This is a genomic window from Acidovorax sacchari, assembly GCF_042847045.1.
Classification (GTDB): Bacteria; Pseudomonadota; Gammaproteobacteria; order Burkholderiales; family Burkholderiaceae_C; genus Paracidovorax; species Paracidovorax sacchari.
The window spans coordinates 1,390,612-1,406,782 of sequence record NZ_AP035783.1 but is presented as its reverse complement, the minus strand read 5'-3'; the positions used below and the strand labels follow the sequence as shown (position 1 = coordinate 1,406,782).

Annotated in this window: 15 protein-coding genes; 14 read left to right on the top strand and 1 reads right to left on the bottom strand. The window is 69.4% G+C overall.

The window, feature by feature from the left end; all coding sequences use genetic code 11:
* Positions 1 to 14 precede the first annotated feature (14 nt).
* The 11 genes from ACGHC0_RS06305 to accD all read left to right on the top strand — a co-directional run bounded on the left by ACGHC0_RS06305 (position 15) and on the right by accD (position 12,327).
* The gene (locus ACGHC0_RS06305) at positions 15 to 140 is read left to right on the top strand and encodes an entericidin A/B family lipoprotein (RefSeq protein ID WP_368354476.1); all 126 of its coding nucleotides are present in this window, start codon (positions 15 to 17) and stop codon (positions 138 to 140) included.
* Between the two features lie 29 nt (positions 141 to 169).
* Positions 170 to 823 (top strand): 3-isopropylmalate dehydratase small subunit, encoded by a 654-nt coding sequence (gene leuD, locus ACGHC0_RS06300; RefSeq protein WP_368354475.1) that lies wholly within the window; start codon positions 170 to 172, stop codon positions 821 to 823.
* A gap of 46 nt (positions 824 to 869) precedes the next feature.
* Complete coding sequence (leuB, locus tag ACGHC0_RS06295) at positions 870 to 1,943, top strand: 3-isopropylmalate dehydrogenase (RefSeq protein WP_368354474.1); 1,074 nt, start codon at positions 870 to 872, stop codon at positions 1,941 to 1,943.
* Between the two features lie 154 nt (positions 1,944 to 2,097).
* The gene (locus tag ACGHC0_RS06290; protein WP_368354473.1) at positions 2,098 to 2,862 is read left to right on the top strand and encodes an SDR family oxidoreductase; all 765 of its coding nucleotides are present in this window, start codon (positions 2,098 to 2,100) and stop codon (positions 2,860 to 2,862) included.
* A gap of 308 nt (positions 2,863 to 3,170) precedes the next feature.
* A complete protein-coding gene (gene asd / locus ACGHC0_RS06285) occupies positions 3,171 to 4,301 on the top strand; it encodes an aspartate-semialdehyde dehydrogenase (RefSeq protein WP_368354472.1) in 1,131 nt (376 codons plus the stop codon).
* Between the two features lie 263 nt (positions 4,302 to 4,564).
* Positions 4,565 to 7,405, top strand: a complete 2,841-nt coding sequence (locus ACGHC0_RS06280; RefSeq protein WP_415267705.1) for a FimV/HubP family polar landmark protein — start codon at positions 4,565 to 4,567, stop codon at positions 7,403 to 7,405.
* A gap of 49 nt (positions 7,406 to 7,454) precedes the next feature.
* Positions 7,455 to 8,291: a tRNA pseudouridine(38-40) synthase TruA gene (gene truA / locus ACGHC0_RS06275; RefSeq protein WP_368354471.1), complete on the top strand. Its 837-nt coding sequence runs from the start codon at positions 7,455 to 7,457 to the stop codon at positions 8,289 to 8,291.
* Positions 8,292 to 8,378: 87 nt separating this feature from the next.
* Positions 8,379 to 9,149: a phosphoribosylanthranilate isomerase gene (locus ACGHC0_RS06270; protein WP_415267704.1), complete on the top strand. Its 771-nt coding sequence runs from the start codon at positions 8,379 to 8,381 to the stop codon at positions 9,147 to 9,149.
* Positions 9,149 to 10,417, top strand: coding sequence for a tryptophan synthase subunit beta (trpB, locus tag ACGHC0_RS06265; RefSeq protein WP_368354469.1), 1,269 nt, complete (start codon positions 9,149 to 9,151; stop codon positions 10,415 to 10,417). The genes ACGHC0_RS06270 and trpB overlap by 1 nt, the downstream gene beginning before the upstream one ends.
* Positions 10,414 to 11,274 carry a tryptophan synthase subunit alpha gene (gene trpA, locus ACGHC0_RS06260; protein ID WP_405045327.1) on the top strand — a complete coding sequence of 287 codons (861 nt, stop codon included), beginning with the start codon at positions 10,414 to 10,416 and terminating at the stop codon, positions 11,272 to 11,274. The genes trpB and trpA overlap by 4 nt, the downstream gene beginning before the upstream one ends.
* 180 nt (positions 11,275 to 11,454) lie before the next feature.
* Entirely contained in the window at positions 11,455 to 12,327 is an 873-nt protein-coding gene (gene accD, locus ACGHC0_RS06255) for an acetyl-CoA carboxylase, carboxyltransferase subunit beta (protein WP_368354468.1), read from the top strand.
* Positions 12,328 to 12,389: 62 nt separating this feature from the next.
* On the opposite strand, the gene ACGHC0_RS06250 is transcribed toward accD, so the two are convergent.
* Positions 12,390 to 12,938, bottom strand: coding sequence for a YggT family protein (locus ACGHC0_RS06250; protein WP_368354467.1), 549 nt, complete (start codon positions 12,936 to 12,938; stop codon positions 12,390 to 12,392).
* Positions 12,939 to 13,012: 74 nt separating this feature from the next.
* On the opposite strand from ACGHC0_RS06250, the gene ACGHC0_RS06245 reads away from it, so the two are divergent.
* The 3 genes from ACGHC0_RS06245 to ACGHC0_RS06235 are packed head-to-tail and all read left to right on the top strand — an operon-like array spanning position 13,013 to position 16,162.
* A complete protein-coding gene (locus tag ACGHC0_RS06245) occupies positions 13,013 to 13,681 on the top strand; it encodes an LON peptidase substrate-binding domain-containing protein (protein WP_368354466.1) in 669 nt (222 codons plus the stop codon).
* A 43-nt stretch (positions 13,682 to 13,724) separates the two neighbouring features.
* Positions 13,725 to 14,846: a glycosyltransferase gene (locus tag ACGHC0_RS06240; RefSeq protein ID WP_368354465.1), complete on the top strand. Its 1,122-nt coding sequence runs from the start codon at positions 13,725 to 13,727 to the stop codon at positions 14,844 to 14,846.
* Between the two features lie 5 nt (positions 14,847 to 14,851).
* Positions 14,852 to 16,162, top strand: coding sequence for a sugar transferase (locus ACGHC0_RS06235; protein ID WP_368354464.1), 1,311 nt, complete (start codon positions 14,852 to 14,854; stop codon positions 16,160 to 16,162).
* The last annotated feature ends 9 nt before the right edge of the window (positions 16,163 to 16,171 follow it).

The window sequence follows — 16,171 nt, the reverse complement described above, 5'->3', positions numbered from 1 at the left end:
TCCAGGAATCCGCCATGAAAACCTTCACCGCCCTGATCGCGCTGGCCCTGGGCCTGCTGCTGGCCGGCTGCAACACCGTCAAGGGCATGGGCCAGGACGTGCAGCGCGCCGGCAGCGCCATCGAGCGCGCCGCCAAGTAATCCGAACCGAACCGCAACGGACACCTGCCATGCAGAAATTCACCCTCCACAAGGGCCTCGTGGCCCCCATGGACCGCGAAAACGTCGATACCGACGCCATCATCCCCAAGCAGTTCCTGAAGTCGATCAAGAAGACGGGCTTCGGCCCCAACCTGTTCGACGAATGGCGCTACCTGGACCAGCCGGGCCAGCCCGGCGTGCCGGAATCGGCCCGCAAGCCCAACCCCGACTTCGTGCTGAACCAGCCGCGCTATGCGGGCGCCTCCATCCTGCTGGCGCGCAAGAACTTCGGCTGCGGGTCGAGCCGCGAGCATGCGCCCTGGGCGCTGGACCAGTACGGCTTTCGCGCCATCATCGCGCCGAGCTTCGCCGACATCTTCTTCAACAACAGCTTCAAGAACGGCCTGCTGCCGATCGTGCTGCCGGAAGACACCGTCGCCCAGCTGTTCGACGCGGTGCACGCCTTCCCCGGCTACGAACTGACGGTGGACCTGGAGCGCCAGGTCATCGTGCGCCCCCAGGGCGAGGAGATCCCGTTCGAGGTGAACGCCTTCCGCAAGTACTGCCTGCTCAACGGCTTCGACGACATCGGCCTCACGCTGCGCCAGTCCGACAAGATCCGCGCCTTCGAGGCCGAGCGGCTCGCCACCAAGCCGTGGCTCGCGCACACCATGCCAGGCTGAGCCCCGGCCCTCCCTGCCCCCTTTTTCCCTACCAAGAGACATCCCAATGAAAATCGCAGTTCTGCCGGGCGACGGCATCGGACCGGAAATCGTGGCCGAGGCCGTGAAAGTGCTCGACGCGCTCGACCTGCCGTTCGAGATGGAGTCGGCGCTGGTCGGAGGCGCGGCCTACGAGGCGCACGGCCATCCCCTGCCCGAGGCCACGCTGAAGCTCGCCCAGGAGGCCGACGCCACGCTGTTCGGCGCCGTGGGCGACTGGAAGTACGACAAGCTCGACCGTCCGCTGCGCCCCGAGCAGGCCATCCTCGGCCTGCGCAAGAACCTGGGCCTGTTCGCCAACTTCCGTCCGGCCATCTGCTACGAGCAGCTGGTGGGCGCCTCCAGCCTCAAGCCCGAGCTGATCGCGGGCCTGGACATCCTCATCATCCGCGAGCTGACGGGCGACATCTACTTCGGCCAGCCGCGCGGCCGCCGCACGGCAGTGGACGGCCACTTCCCCGGTGCCGAGGAAGCCTTCGACACCATGCGCTACTCGAAACCCGAGATCGAGCGCATCGCCCACGTCGCCTTCCAGGCCGCGCGCAAGCGCAGCAAGAAGGTCACGAGCGTGGACAAGGCCAACGTGCTGGAGACCTTCCAGTTCTGGAAGGACGTGGTCACCGAAGTGGGCCAGCAATACCCGGATGTGGAGCTGCAGCACATGTACGTGGACAACGCCGCCATGCAACTGGTGAAGGCGCCCAAGGCCTTCGACGTGGTGGTCACCGGCAACATGTTCGGCGACATCCTCTCGGACGAGGCTTCGATGCTCACCGGCTCGATCGGCATGCTGCCCTCGGCCAGCCTGAACGCGAAGAACCAGGGCCTGTACGAGCCCAGCCACGGTAGCGCACCCGACATCGCCGGCCAGGGCGTGGCCAATCCGCTGGCCACGATCCTGTCGGCCGCGATGATGCTGCGCTTCAGCCTGAACCAGGAAGCCGCCGCCCAGCGCATCGAAGCCGCCGTGCAGAACGTGCTGGCCCAGGGGCTGCGCACGCCCGACATCTGGAGCGAGGGCACGACCAAGGTCGGCACGGCGCAGATGGGCGATGCGGTGGTGAAGGCCCTGGCGCGCTGACACCTACCCGTTCCACTTCCCGACCAGCGGCCCACAAGGGCCGCTTTTTTTCGGCTGCCGCCCGGCGCATCATGGGTCCGGATGCGGCCAGACGGCCGGCGCAGCCAAGCGCAGACTTCCGTGCATGTTCCACCACCGCGCCGGAGTCCGCAGCATGCCTTCCCTCGACCACCGCATCGCCATCGTCACGGGCGCCAGCTCGGGCATCGGCCGGGCTGCCGCCCTGCTCTTCGCGCAGCAGGGCGCACGCGTCGTGGCCGGAGCGCGGCGGCAGGCAGAACTGGACCGGCTCGTGGCGGAGATCCGGGACGCCGGCGGGCAGGCCACCGCACTGGCCGGCGACGTCTGCGATGCGGCATATGCCGAGGCCCTGGTGCAGGAGGCGGTCGGACGGTTCGGCGGGCTGGACATCGCCTTCAACAACGCCGGCACGCTCGGGCCCCTCGGCCCCACGACCGACATCCATCCGGACGACTGGCGCCACACGCTGGACACCAATCTCGGCAGCGCATTCCTCGGCGCGCGGCAGCAGATCCCGGCCATGCGGGAGCGCGGCGGCGGCTCCGTCATCTTCACTTCCACCTTCGTCGGCTACACCGCCGGGTTCGCGGGCGTGGCGGCGTACGCAGCCAGCAAGTCCGGCCTCATCGGGCTGGCGCAGGCCCTGGCGGCCGAATATGGCGGCGAAGGAATACGCGTCAATGCCCTGCTGCCCGGCGGCACCGACACCCCCATGGCACGCGAGATGAACGGCAGCCCCGAGGCCCTGGCCCAGGTGGCCCGGCTGCACGCCCTGCGGCGGCTGGCGCGCCCCGAGGAAATCGCGCAGGCGGCGCTCTACCTGGCTTCGGACGCATCGTCTTTCGTCACAGGCACCGCGATGCTGGTGGACGGGGGCATCTCGGTCCTGCGAGGGTGAACAGCGCGGCCACGTGTGGCGCTGCCGCGACGCGGACCGGGCTCCTGCCGCCTGCATGCGTAACTCCGCGTACGCCGCTCCCCCGTGCATCCGCTAAAATCGCTCTTCATGTTTGCCGCCCGCCCGTTCGCCCTGAACACCGCCTCTGCCGCCCTGGCAGGCGTGGCCACGCGCGCAATCACCACCAAAACCACGACCACCATTAAGGGCTGATCCAGCCTGGTTCGTCGTGCGCCCTTCCTGGCCCTGACGAGCCAGGCGAGCAGTCCCGGTCGGGTACTGTTTTCTTAAACCGAAAGGGCGTTGAAATGAGCAAGTTGGTAGGGTTGGTCGGCTGGCGCGGCATGGTCGGCTCGGTCCTGATGGAACGCATGGAAGCCGAGGGCGATTTCGGCCTCATCGAGCCGCTTTTCTTCTCCACCTCGAACGCGGGCGGCAAGGCCCCGGCGCAGGCGAAGAACGAAACCACGCTGCAGGATGCGTTCGACATCAACGCCCTCAAGCGCTGCGACATCATCCTCACCGCCCAGGGCGGCGACTACACCACGGAAGTCTTCACCAAGCTGCGCGACGCCGGCTGGAAGGGCCACTGGATCGATGCCGCCTCCACGCTGCGCATGAAGGACGACGCCGTGATCGTGCTCGATCCGGTCAACATGCCCGTCATCAAGGATTCGCTCGCCAGGGGCGGCAGGAACTGGATCGGCGGCAACTGCACGGTCAGCTGCATGCTCATGGGCGTGGGCGCGCTGTACAAGGCCGGCCTCGTCGAATGGATGAGCACCCAGACCTACCAGGCGGCCAGCGGCGGCGGCGCGCAGCACATGCGCGAACTGCTCACGCAGTACGGCACGCTGAATGCCGAAGTGCGCTCGCTGCTGGACGATCCGAAGAGCGCCATCCTGGAGATCGACCGCAAGGTCATCGCCAGGCAGCGCAGCCTCTCCGAGGCCGAGACCGCCAACTTCGGCGTGCCGCTGGGCGGCAGCCTGATTCCCTGGATCGACAAGGACCTGGGCAACGGCATGTCGAAGGAAGAGTGGAAGGGCATGGCCGAGACCAACAAGATCCTCGGCCAGGGCGAAGGCTTCGGCACCCAGGCCGTGCCGGTGGACGGCTTCTGCGTGCGCGTGGGTGCCATGCGCTGCCACAGCCAGGCCCTGACCTTCAAGCTGAAGAAGCACGTGCCCGTGGCCGACATCGAGGCCATGATCGCCGCCGACAACGAGTGGGTGAAGGTGGTGCCGAACACCCGCGAGGCGACGCTCAAGGACCTGACCCCCGTCGCCGTGACCGGCACGATGACCATCCCGGTCGGACGCATCCGCCAGCTTGCCATGGGCCCGGACTACATCGGCGCCTTCACCATCGGCGACCAGCTGCTGTGGGGCGCCGCCGAGCCGCTGCGCCGCATGCTGCGCATCCTGCTGGACGCCTGACCGCGGCGCCTTCCCGCCCCGGGCTGGACGTAACCGGGATACGGGGTTCACGCACGCTTTGTTACGAGTCGTTGTCCTACGGCAACATGCAAAAACGGCCTCTCGCGAGCCTCCCGTGGAGGTGATCGCGGGGGCCCCGGTACCTCGCTTGTCACTGCAAAACATTGATGCTATGGTGCTTTTTACATATTTTCACGCGCAGGCGCGGAACCGGGTTCGTCCCGCTTCCGCGCTTTTCGCGAAGGCTCAAACTTGATCGGCTGATGGCACACATGCATCGTTGGAAACTATCTGCTCTGGCCGCGGCGGCCCTCGTCTCGACCGGCTTCTACACCTCCGATGCCAGTGCCCTTTCCCTCGGGCGCCTGTCGGTCCAGTCGGCCCTGGGCGAGCCGCTGCGGGCCGAAATCGACCTGCCTCAGATCACGGCCGCCGAAGCGGAATCCCTGCGCGCCGCCCCGGCCTCCGCGCAGACCTACCGTGCGCAGGGCCTGGAGTTCTCTCCCACCCTCAACGACCTGCAGGTGCGGCTGCAGCGCAAGGCCGACGGCTCCATGGCCCTGCGCCTGACCACGAGCCGCCCCGTCAACGACCCCTTCGTGGACCTGGTGCTGGACACCAGCTGGAACGCGGGCCAGCTCGTGCGCAGCTACACCCTGCTGCTCGATCCACCTGCCAGCCGCCGCGAGGCGCCGGCCCCCACCGCCACCGCGCAGGCTGGCGCAGCCCCCTCGCCCGTGCCGCAGGCCACGGCCCCGTCCCGCCCGGCAGTACCCGCGCAGCAGCCGCGCGCCGAGGTGCCACCACCCTCTTCCGCGACAGCGCCTGCGCCAGCCGCCCCGCCAGCGGCCCGCCCGCAACGCCCGGCCACCGCAGCGGCGCCAGCGCCCGCAACGTCCCCGGGAGCTCCCGAGAGCGTGGTGGTGCGCCCCGGCGACACGGCCGGCCGTCTGGCCGGCGCCTACCGCCCTGCCGGGGTCTCGCTGGACCAGATGCTGGTGGCCATGATGCGTGCCAACCCGGACGCCTTCATCCGCGGCAACGTGAACCGCATGAAGTCGGGCGCCGTGCTGGATATCCCGAGCGAGGCGCAGGCCCGCGCCACGCCGCCCGCGGAAGCACGGCAGATCATCGCCGCGCAAAGCCGCGACTTCAACGAATTCCGTCGCCGCCTCGCGGGTGCGGCCCCTTCCGCCGAGGTGGCTGCAGCCGAACGCTCTGCCAGCGGCCGCGTGCAGACGCAGGTCGAAGACCGCAAGGCAGCAACCGCTGCGCCCGACAAGCTCACGCTCTCCAAGGGTGCCATGCGCGGCCAGCGCGCCGCCGAGGAGCAGCTGGCACGCGACAAGCAGGCCGGTGCGGACTCCGCCCGCATGGCCGAGCTGTCCAAGAACATCTCCGAACTGAACAAGCTGGGGACCGCGTCCGCACCGGCGGGCGCACCCGCGCCGGCCGCAGCCGCCTCGGCCGCGCAGCCCGGCCGCATCGCCGTGCCGGTCGGCGCACCCCCGGCCTCTGCTCCGGCACCTGCTGCATCCGCGCCCGCGCCGGTCCCTGCGCCAGCGCCGGCGGCCAGCGCCCCCTCCGCGGCACCGGCTGCCGCTGCCCCTGCGGCTTCGGCAACGGCATCCGCCCCGGCGCCGGCTCCGACGCAGGAAACGGCCGCCTCTGCAGCAGCGGCGGCCAGCGCTCCTGCGTCCGGAGCCTCGGCCGCTGCAGCGCCCGCGGCCGCTCCGGCTGCACGCCCGCAAACGCCTCCCCCGGCCGCGCCGCCGGAAGAGCCCGGATTCCTGGATTCCCTGCTGGAGAACCCGATGCTGCCGCTGGCCGGCGGCGGCCTGCTGGCACTGCTGCTGGGCTACGGCGTCTACCGGACGGTACAGAACCGGCGCAACCGCAATGCGGTGGACAGCTCCTTCCTCGAAAGCAAGCTGCAGCCGGACTCCTTCTTCGGCGCGAGCGGCGGGCAGCGGGTGGACACTGCCAGCAGCCAGCTCACCACGGGCGCATCGTCCATGGCGTACTCGCCCAGCCAGCTCGACGCGGGCGGCGACGTGGATCCCGTGGCCGAAGCCGATGTCTATCTGGCCTACGGCCGTGACCTGCAGGCGGAAGAAATTCTCAAGGAGGCCCTGCGCCACAGCCCCGACCGTACCGCGGTGCACGTGAAACTGGCAGAGATCTACGCCAAGCGCCAGGACCGCAAGGCGCTCGGCGCCGTGGCGCAGGACGTGTTCCGGCTGACCGACGGGCAAGGCATGGACTGGAACCGTGTCGCAGACCTCGGCCGCAGCATCGATCCGGAGAATCCGCTGTACCAGCCGGGGGGCCGCCCCCCGGTGCTGGACGACGACGACGCGCACCCGTTGCCCGCCGAAGGATTCCCCAGCACGCTGACCGACGGCCGTACGGCTGCTGGCGTCGCTGCCGCCGGAGCGGCAGCCGGGGCAGCGGCAGCCACCGCGGCAGCGATGCCGCCCGACCTCGACCTGGACCTGGATCTCGACCTGCCGGACGATGCCCTGACCGAAGCGCCCGCCCAGCCGCCCGCGGCGCCCGGCGCCTTCGCAGCGGCGACGGCTGCAGCCACGACGGCCCCTCTGGCCAGCACCGCAGCGGCGCCTGCAGAGGCCGCGGAGCCGGTGCTCGAGTTCGATCCGTCGCCCACCTCTCCGCTCCCGATGGCCGGCAGCGCCGCCCCGCAGTCCGCACCGGCTCCGGAACTGGACTTCCCGGATGATCTGTCGCTGGCAGACTCGGCCCGCGCCTCGCTGGAGCCGGAGGCCGCGCCCGCTTCCGCCCCCGTTCCCCTCGAATTTGACCTGGGCGATCTGTCGCTGGACCTGGATGCGCCCTCCGCCGGCCGCATGGAGCCGTCCACCGCTGCAGCAGAAACCGCCCCTGCCGCCACGGAGCCTGGCGAAGCAATGGGCGACGCCGCCGGGCTGCCGGACGACCCGCTGGCCACCAAGCTGGCGCTGGCCGAAGAGTTCAATGCGATCGGGGACGCCGAAGGCGCGCGCACCCTGGTCGAAGAAGTCATCGCGGAATCCTCGGGCCCGCTCAAGGCCCGGGCACAGCGCCTGCTGGCCGAACTGGGCTGATGGCCCGGCAGTCCGCGACCGGGCGGGCCCGGCGCACGGGCGGGCGGCCATGAGGGTGGCGCTGGGCGTCAGCTACAACGGTTCCGCCTACCGCGGCTGGCAGAGCCAGCCCGGTGGGACGACCGTGCAGGACCGCCTGGAGGCGGCCCTCGCGCGCTTCGCCACGCACGAGGTTTCCACGATCTGCGCCGGGCGCACGGATGCCGGGGTGCACGGCCTCATGCAGGTGGTGCACTTCGACACGCCGCTGGAGCGAACGCCGTTCTCCTGGGTGCGCGGCACCAACACCTTCCTGCCGCCGGACATCGCCGTGCAATGGGCGCGCCCCGTGCCGGAAGCCTTCCATTCGCGCGCCAGCGCCACGGCCCGCCGGTACGCCTACGTACTGCTGCAGTCGCCCGTGCGCCCGAGCGTGGAGTCGGGACGGGTGGGCTGGGTCTTCCACGCCCTGGACGGGGACGCCATGCGCGCCGCGGCACGGCACCTGCTTGGCGAACACGACTTCACCTCCTTCCGCGCCTCCGCATGCCAGGCGAAGTCACCCGTCAAGACGCTGCGCCGCATCGAGATCACGCAGCGCGGCACGGGCGGGGTGCCGGCAGGCCAGGCCTCGGGCGACCGTGGCGACGTACCCACCTGCTACTGGCGATTCGAGTTCGAGGGCAATGCCTTCCTGCACCACATGGTGCGCAACATCATGGGATGCCTCGTGGCGGTCGGCCAGGGACAGCACCCGGCGGACTGGATGCACGCCGTGCTGCAGGCGCGCTCGCGGGACGCGGCGGCGCCCACCTTCTCCCCGGACGGCCTGTACTTTCTCGGCCCGGTCTACGATCCGGCCTGGGGACTGCCCGATCGCACCGCTGCGTATGATTGGCTGCCCTGACGGCACGCCCCGCGGCTGAGCCGTTTCGCTGCCCGACCCCGCGGCGGGCCGAAGATGCGCCTGCAGCCATCCCATCCGCATACCTCCATGTCTTCGCCCAAGCCTTCATCCGCCACTGACACGCCCCTGCCGGACAGCCGGCGCGGCGACGCTCCAGCCCCGCGCACGCGCATCAAGATCTGCGGCATCACCCGCGAGCAGGACCTGGACGCCGCCGTTCAGGCCGGGGCCGATGCGGTGGGATTCGTGATGTATCCGAAGAGCCCGCGCGCGGTGACCGTGCAGCGGGCCGCCGCGCTCGCGCGCCGCCTGCCTCCCTTCGTCACGCCCGTGCTCCTGTTCGTGAATGCCGAAGCCGCGGAAGTGGCGGCCGCCTGCGACGAGGTCCCCGGCGCCACCCTGCAGTTCCACGGCGACGAAAGCCCCGAGGCCTGCCAGGAGGCCGCGAGCGCGGGACGGCGACCCTTCGTGCGCGCGGCCCGCATTCCCCTGGACGCGCACGCGCCGGCGTTCGACCTCGTACAATTCGCCCACCAATACTCACGCGCCCAGGCCATCCTGCTCGACGCCCACGTCGAAGGCTATGGCGGCGGCGGCAAGGCATTCAATTGGTCACTCCTTCCACCAAGCGTCGGCTCTCACCTCGTTTTGTCTGGTGGACTCACGCCTGCAAACGTGACCGATGGCATCTTGCAGGTGCGGCCGCGCGGCCTTTCGCTCGCGGTTGACGTCAGTTCCGGCGTGGAAGCCGAAGACCCCGACGGCCGTCCGCTGCGGGGCATCAAGGACGCCGGCAAGATCCAACGCTTCATCGCCGCCGTGCGCGCGGCCGATGGGCATTTTGCGAAGAACGATTGATGCTTTCCTACCAACAGCCCGACGCTTCGGGCCACTTCGGCCGCTATGGCGGCAGTTTCGCGAGCGAGACGCTCACGCATGCCCTCACCGAACTGCGCGAGGCGTATGCGCGCTACCAGAACGACCCGGACTTCCTGAAGGAATTCCACAGCGAACTCGCGCACTTCGTGGGCCGGCCCTCGCCCGTCTACCATGCCGCGCGCATGAGCCGCGAGATGGGTGGCGCGCAGATCTTCCTCAAGCGGGAAGACCTCAACCACACGGGCGCGCACAAGATCAACAACGTGATCGGCCAGGCCATGCTCGCCCGCCGGATGGGCAAGCCGCGCGTGATCGCCGAGACCGGTGCAGGCCAGCACGGCGTGGCCACGGCCACCATCTGCGCGCGCTATGGTCTCGAATGCGTGGTGTACATGGGCGCGGAAGACGTGAAGCGCCAGAGCCCGAACGTCTATCGCATGAAGCTGCTGGGCGCCACCGTGGTGCCCGTTGATTCGGGCAGCCGCACGCTCAAGGACGCGCTCAACGAGGCCATGCGCGACTGGGTCGCGAACGTGGACAACACCTTCTACATCATCGGCACGGTGGCGGGCCCGCATCCCTATCCCATGATGGTGCGTGACTTCCAGAGCGTGATCGGCACCGAATGCCTCGCGCAGATGCCCGGCATGCTGGCCGAGCAGCGCATCGCCGCCGAGCACCCCGACGCGGTGATCGCCTGCGTGGGCGGCGGCAGCAATGCCATGGGCATCTTCCATCCCTACATCCCGCACGAGAAGACGCGCCTCATCGGCGTGGAGGCTGCCGGCGAGGGGCTGGACAGCGGCAAGCATTCGGCATCGCTGCAGCGCGGCAGCGCGGGCGTGCTGCACGGGAACCGCACCTTCATCCTGCAGGACGAGAACGGCCAGATCACCGAGACCCACAGCATCAGCGCCGGCCTGGACTATCCCGGCGTCGGGCCCGAGCATGCCTGGCTACAGGAGATCGGCCGCGCCGAGTACGTGGGCATCACCGACAGGGAAGCGCTCGACGCCTTCCACTACCTCTGCCGCACCGAGGGCATCATCCCGGCGCTGGAATCCAGCCATGCCGTGGCCTACGCGATGCAGCTCGCCAAGACCCTGCGCACCGACCAATCCATCCTCGTGAACCTGTCGGGCCGTGGCGACAAGGACATCGGCACGGTGGCGGATCTCTCTGGGGTGGATTTCTACGACCGCCCGTCCATGCGGGGCCATGCCGTCAAGGGAGGACCCGCAGCATGAGCACCGACATGACGACCTCCGCGCCCGTGGCAGCCATGGAGCCCGCACAGGGCCGCATCGCGGCGACCTTCGCCGAACTGCAGGCCCGCGGCCGCAAGGCCCTCATCCCCTACGTGACCGCCGGCTTCCCGTTCGCGGACATCACGCCTGCGCTGATGCACGGCATGGTGGAGGCCGGCGCCGATGTGATCGAGCTCGGCGTGCCGTTCTCCGACCCCATGGCCGACGGCCCGGTGATCCAGAAGGCCGGGGAGAAGGCCCTCTCCCTGGGCGTGGGCATGGCCCAGGTGCTCGGCTACGTGCGCGAGTTCCGCCAGCGCAACACGAAAACCCCGGTGGTGCTCATGGGCTACGCCAACCCGGTGGAACGCTACGACCAGCGCCACGGAGACAACGCCTTCGTGCGCGATGCGGCCGAGGCCGGCGTGGACGGGGTACTGATCGTGGATTACCCTCCCGAAGAGTGCGAGGACTTCGCCGCCAGGCTGCGCGCGCATGGCATGGACCTGATCTTCCTGCTGGCGCCCACCAGCACGGAGCAGCGCATGCAGCAGGTGGCGCGCGTCGCGAGCGGCTACGTGTACTACGTTTCGCTCAAGGGCGTGACCGGCTCGGGCGCCCTCGACACCTCGGCCGTGGAAGCCATGCTGCCGGTGATCCGCCGCCATGTGCACATCCCCGTCGGCGTGGGTTTCGGCATCCGCGATGCGGCCACCGCGCAGGCCATCGGCCGCGTCGCGGATGCCGTGGTGATCGGCAGCCGCATCATCCAGTTGCTGGACGATCAGCCCCACGAGCGGGTCGTGCCCCTGGCCATCGACTTCCTGCGGGGGGTGCGCAAGGCGCTCGACACGTAGAATCCAGGGATCATCCCCCTGAGCGGCTTTGCCGCTTCCCCCTTTTCTCGCGCTTTGCGCGGGAAGGGGGACGACGCCGGTGGGCCGGCGGAGCCGGCCCCACGGCGTCCACTGGCCTGGGCCGCGCCGGTTTTGAACGTTGTGGCGCTGCGGTCTGCCATTCATTTTGAGGAATACACCATGTCCTGGCTCGAAAAACTTCTGCCGTCCAAGATCCAGCAGTCCGACCCGACGGAGCGCCGCCAGGTGCCCGAGGGGCTGTGGATCAAGTGCCCGAGCTGCGAGACCGTGCTCTACAAGACCGACCTGGAGCACAACCAGAACGTCTGCCCGCATTGCAGCCACCACCACCGCATCAATGCCCGCGCGCGCCTCGACGCCTTCCTCGACCCGGAAGGCCGCTACGAGATCGGCCAGGAAGTGCTGCCGGTGGATGCGCTCAAGTTCAAGGACAGCCGCAAGTACACCGAGCGCCTGAAGGAAGCGCTGGAGAACACCGGCGAGACCGACGCGCTGATCGTGATGGGCGGCTCGGTCAAGAGCATCAACGTCGTCGCGGCCTGCTTCGAGTTCGATTTCATGGGCGGCTCCATGGGCAGCGTGGTGGGCGAGCGCTTCGTGCGCGGCGTGGAAACCGCCATCGAGCAGAAGGTGCCGTTCATCTGCTTCACCGCCACCGGCGGCGCGCGCATGCAGGAAGGCCTGCTGTCGCTCATGCAGATGGCCAAGACGAATGCTGCGCTCACCCGGCTCGCCAAGAAGGGCCTGCCCTACATCAGCGTGCTGACCGACCCGACCATGGGCGGGGTTTCGGCCGGTTTCGCCTTCGTGGGCGACATCGTGATCGCCGAGCCCAAGGCGCTCATCGGCTTCGCGGGCCCGCGCGTGATCGAATCCACCGTGCGTGTGACGCTTCCAGAAGGCTTCCAGCGGGCCGAGTTCCTGCAGACCAAGGGCGCCGTGGACTTCATCTGCGACCGCCGCGAACTGCGCAATACCGTCGCCAAGAGCCTGGCCATGCTGCAGCGCCTGCCGGCCGACTCGGTCGCCTGAGCCACCGCCACACGAAAAAAAAGCCGCCGGCCCCGGAAAGGGTGCGGCGGCTTTTTTTGCGCCTATCGCATCACGGCGCCCTGCAGGTGGCCCAGCACGATCATCACCACCTGCAGCAGGACGATGGCCACGAGCGGCGAAAGATCCCCCCCGCCCAGCAGGGGAACCACGCGGCGCAGGGGCCGCAGGATCGGGTCGCAGAGGCGCCCGATGACATCCGCGATCGGCGAGCGCGTCTGCACCCAGGAAAGGATCGCGCCGACGATGAGCAGGCCCATCATCCCGGAGACCGCCACACGCGCCAGTCCGAAGAGGGCCATCCAGGGCAGCCAGGCCAGGCCCAGCAGGCCGCCGAGCAGCAGCCACAGCAGCAGGTACTGCGCCAGCTGGATCAACAGCCCCGCCACGAAGCTGGACCAGTCCCAGCGGCCGGTGGGCGGGATGATGCGGCGCAGCGGCATCACCAGCCAGTCGCTGAGGGCGAAGACCAGCCGGCCGACCGGGTTGGAAAAGGGAACGCGCTGCGCCTGCATGTACAGGCGCAGCAGGCAGGCGCCGGTGAGCAGGCCGCCGATCACGTCCAGCAGGAAAGAAGCAATCTGGAAGAGCATGGGACCTCGTCATAGGCGGGCCCGTCGCGGGCCCGTTCGCCGTGGGATGATAGCGGGCCGTACAGGCCCCGCCCATGACCTTCGCCCCACCTCCCCACGAGCCCCCGCCCCAGGCGCCGCTCACGCTCAGTTCGCTGCCGCTGTTCCCCCTGGGCACGGTGCTCTTCCCGGGCGGCCTGCTGGCCCTGCGGGTGTTCGAAGTGCGCTACCTGGACATGGTGCGCAAATGCCGCCAGGCCGGCGCACCCTTCGGCGTGGTGGCCCTCACGGACGGCCACGAGGTGCGCCAGGCCGGCGCGGCGCCCGAGAAATTCCACGACGTGGGCACGCTGGCGGCCATCTCGGAACTCGACGATTCCCACCCCGGGCTCATCGCCATGAAAGCCCAGGGGTCGGAGCGGTTCCGCATCGTGCGCCGCCAGTTGCTGCCGCACGGTCTCTGGATCGCCGACATCGAGCAGTTGCCGCCGGACGTGGCCGTGCCCGTGCCACCGGACCTGCGCAAGGCCGCGGCGGCCCTGGAACAGGTGCTGGCACGCCTGCGCGACCGCAACCCCGACGACGCCAGCCTGTCCCTGCCCAGCGCCGCCCAGCTGGACGACTGCGGCTGGGTGGCCAACCGCTGGTGCGAGCTGCTGCCGGTGCCGATCGACCTGAAGCAGCAGCTCATGCAGCTCGACAGCCCGTTGCTGCGGCTCGAGCTCGTGGGCGACGTGCTGGACCGCACGGGCATCGCGCCATGAGCAGGCTCCGCGCCATTCGGCCAGCGCCCGGCATGCGCACGCCGTGAAAGCCCTGCAGGTCATCACCAAAGGCGAAACGGGAGGAGCGCAGAGCCACGTGCGCACATTGTGCGCCGCGCTCTCCAAGCAGGGTGTGGCCGTGCAGGCCGCCATCGGCGGGGCCGGCCCGCGCTCCCCGCTGGGAAGGGATCTGGAAACGCTGGGCCTGCGGGTGCACGGCATTCCCGTGCTGGACAACGGGTTGCGACCGGTCCGCCTCCTGCGGGCCACGCGCGATCTGCTCCGCATCGTGCGAACGGAGTCCCCGGACCTGCTGCACGCCCACAGCGCCATGGCGGGCGTGGTAGCGCGTCTCGCTGGAGCGCTGTCGGGTGTTCCCGTCGTCTATACCGTGCACGGCTTCGCATTCAAGGCCGGCAATGCCTGGCCGCGCCGGGCGATGGCCTGGACCACCGAGGCGCTGCTGGCCCCGCTCACCCGACGCATGGTGTGCGTCTCGGAGCACGAGCGTGCCCTTGCGCGCAGCCTGCCGCTGCCGGTCGGACGCCTGGACACTGTCGTGAATGGCGTTGACGACATCGCCGCACCGTCCGATGCCACGGCATCGAAGCGCGAAAGCACTTCGATCGCCATGGTCGCCCGCATGGCCCCGCCGAAGCGGCACGACCTGCTGCTGCATGCCCTGGCCCGGCTGAGGGACACGACCGGACAGGACTGCTACGCCACCCTCATCGGGGACGGCCCCGACAGGCCGGCGCACGAAGCGCTGGCAGCCCGGCTCGGCCTGCAGTCGTCGGTCGATTTCAAGGGCGACGTGGACGATGTACCCGACCAGCTCGCACGCCACGGGATATTCGTGCTCATGTCGGACCATGAAGGATTGCCCATCTCGCTCATCGAGGCGATGCGTGCGGGCATGGCGATCGTGGCCAGTGATCTGCCCGGCGTGCGGGAGCTGCTGCCCGAACCCGGGCACGCCCTGCTCGTGCCCGCGGACCCGGAAGCCCTCGCCACTGCACTGCGACAATTGGTAGAGTCCCCCGCGCTGCGCGCCCGGCTCGGCGCTGCCGCCCGGCAGCGCTACGAACGGCACTACACCGCCGAGCGCATGGCGTCTGCAGTGCGCGACGTCTATGCCGCTGCCCTGCGGCATCCCCGCTCCTGAATCGCATGAACAGCATTCCCCACCGCGAACTCGGATCTTCCACGGCGCACAGGCAAGGCGCGGTGCTGCGCTGGTCGCTGGCGGGAACGGTCATGCTGCTCGCAGCCTATCTGACCGGTCTGGAACTGCAGCGCCGCGGCTGGGCGACCTACCAGTTCCCCGCAACCGTCCTGTGGTGCGCCATCCCCTACGCCATCGCATCCTACTGGCTGTACAGCGGCGCCCACCTCCCGCGTTTCGAGGGCAGGAGCTTCCTCTTCGTGGCGACGGCCGTGCCGTACCTGGCGGCTCCGCTCGGCTTTGCGCTGCTGCAGCGCCCCTATTCCCGGGGAGCCGTGTTGCTGTCGTACCTGCTGTCGCTGGCCTGGTTCCTGGCCGGCCATTGGCGCGACCTGCGCCGGCACGGACTGTGCCTGATCTGTCTGGACGATACGGTCCCGCAGCGCCTGCAGGCGCTCCTGGGTCCCGGCGCAGACGAAGCTCGCAGAAAGGACATCATGCTCGTACCCTGGCCGGAACGGGGTCTCGACGACGCGACCGCCTGGGGCTGGGCGGGCGTGGTGCTGGACCGGCATGCCCCCTCCCACGCGGCCCGCGATCGGAAAATCAGCGGTTTGCGGCTGCAGCACATCCGCCTCTACAGTGTCGAAGCGGTGGCCGAACTGCTGAGCGGCCGGATGGTGCTGCCTGAAAACCATGCACAGGATCTGTGGACGCTGGACGGCAACCCGGCCTACGACACGATCAAGCGCATGGTGGACCTGGCCGTCACGCTGGCCACACTGCCGCTTTGGCTTCCCCTGTGCTTGGCCGCGGGCGTGGCTGTGAAGCTGGATTCCGCGGGCCCCATGCTCTTCTCGCAGTTGCGCGTGGGCCGCAACGGGCGCGAGTTCTGCATCTGGAAGCTGCGCAGCATGCGCCATGCGCCAGCGGAGCAGGGCGCGCGTTTCGCGCAGCCCAACGACGATCGCATCACGCCGGTGGGTCGCTTCATACGCCGCACCCGCCTCGACGAGCTTCCCCAGTTGTGGAACGTCCTGCGGGGCGACATGAGCCTGATCGGCCCGCGGCCCGAACAGGCGGAATTCGTGCACAGCTTCGCGGAACGCATCCCCGCCTACCCCTACCGCCACCTGGTGCGTCCCGGCCTGACCGGCTGGGCGCAGGTACAGCAGGGCTACGCGGACAGCGAGGAGCTGACCGCCATCAAGCTCAGTTACGACCTCTACTACGTCGCGCACTATTCCGTGGCACTGGATCTGCTGATCGCCTGGAAGACCCTGCGCATCGTGGCCAGCGGATTCGGCTCCCGGTAGCAGCGTGGC

What these genes read in the sequence shown, in the direction of transcription:
- ACGHC0_RS06305 (WP_368354476.1), top strand. Translation starts at nt 15, where the DNA reads ATGAAAACCTTCACCGCCCTGATCGCGCTGGCCCTGGGCCTGCTGCTG.
- leuD (WP_368354475.1), top strand. Translation starts at nt 170, where the DNA reads ATGCAGAAATTCACCCTCCACAAGGGCCTCGTGGCCCCCATGGACCGC.
- leuB (WP_368354474.1), top strand. Translation starts at nt 870, where the DNA reads ATGAAAATCGCAGTTCTGCCGGGCGACGGCATCGGACCGGAAATCGTG.
- ACGHC0_RS06290 (WP_368354473.1), top strand. Translation starts at nt 2,098, where the DNA reads ATGCCTTCCCTCGACCACCGCATCGCCATCGTCACGGGCGCCAGCTCG.
- asd (WP_368354472.1), top strand. Translation starts at nt 3,171, where the DNA reads ATGAGCAAGTTGGTAGGGTTGGTCGGCTGGCGCGGCATGGTCGGCTCG.
- ACGHC0_RS06280 (WP_415267705.1), top strand. Translation starts at nt 4,565, where the DNA reads ATGGCACACATGCATCGTTGGAAACTATCTGCTCTGGCCGCGGCGGCC.
- truA (WP_368354471.1), top strand. Translation starts at nt 7,455, where the DNA reads ATGAGGGTGGCGCTGGGCGTCAGCTACAACGGTTCCGCCTACCGCGGC.
- ACGHC0_RS06270 (WP_415267704.1), top strand. Translation starts at nt 8,379, where the DNA reads ATGTCTTCGCCCAAGCCTTCATCCGCCACTGACACGCCCCTGCCGGAC.
- trpB (WP_368354469.1), top strand. Translation starts at nt 9,149, where the DNA reads ATGCTTTCCTACCAACAGCCCGACGCTTCGGGCCACTTCGGCCGCTAT.
- trpA (WP_405045327.1), top strand. Translation starts at nt 10,414, where the DNA reads ATGAGCACCGACATGACGACCTCCGCGCCCGTGGCAGCCATGGAGCCC.
- accD (WP_368354468.1), top strand. Translation starts at nt 11,455, where the DNA reads ATGTCCTGGCTCGAAAAACTTCTGCCGTCCAAGATCCAGCAGTCCGAC.
- ACGHC0_RS06250 (WP_368354467.1), bottom strand. Translation starts at nt 12,938, where the DNA reads ATGCTCTTCCAGATTGCTTCTTTCCTGCTGGACGTGATCGGCGGCCTG.
- ACGHC0_RS06245 (WP_368354466.1), top strand. Translation starts at nt 13,013, where the DNA reads ATGACCTTCGCCCCACCTCCCCACGAGCCCCCGCCCCAGGCGCCGCTC.
- ACGHC0_RS06235 (WP_368354464.1), top strand. Translation starts at nt 14,852, where the DNA reads ATGAACAGCATTCCCCACCGCGAACTCGGATCTTCCACGGCGCACAGG.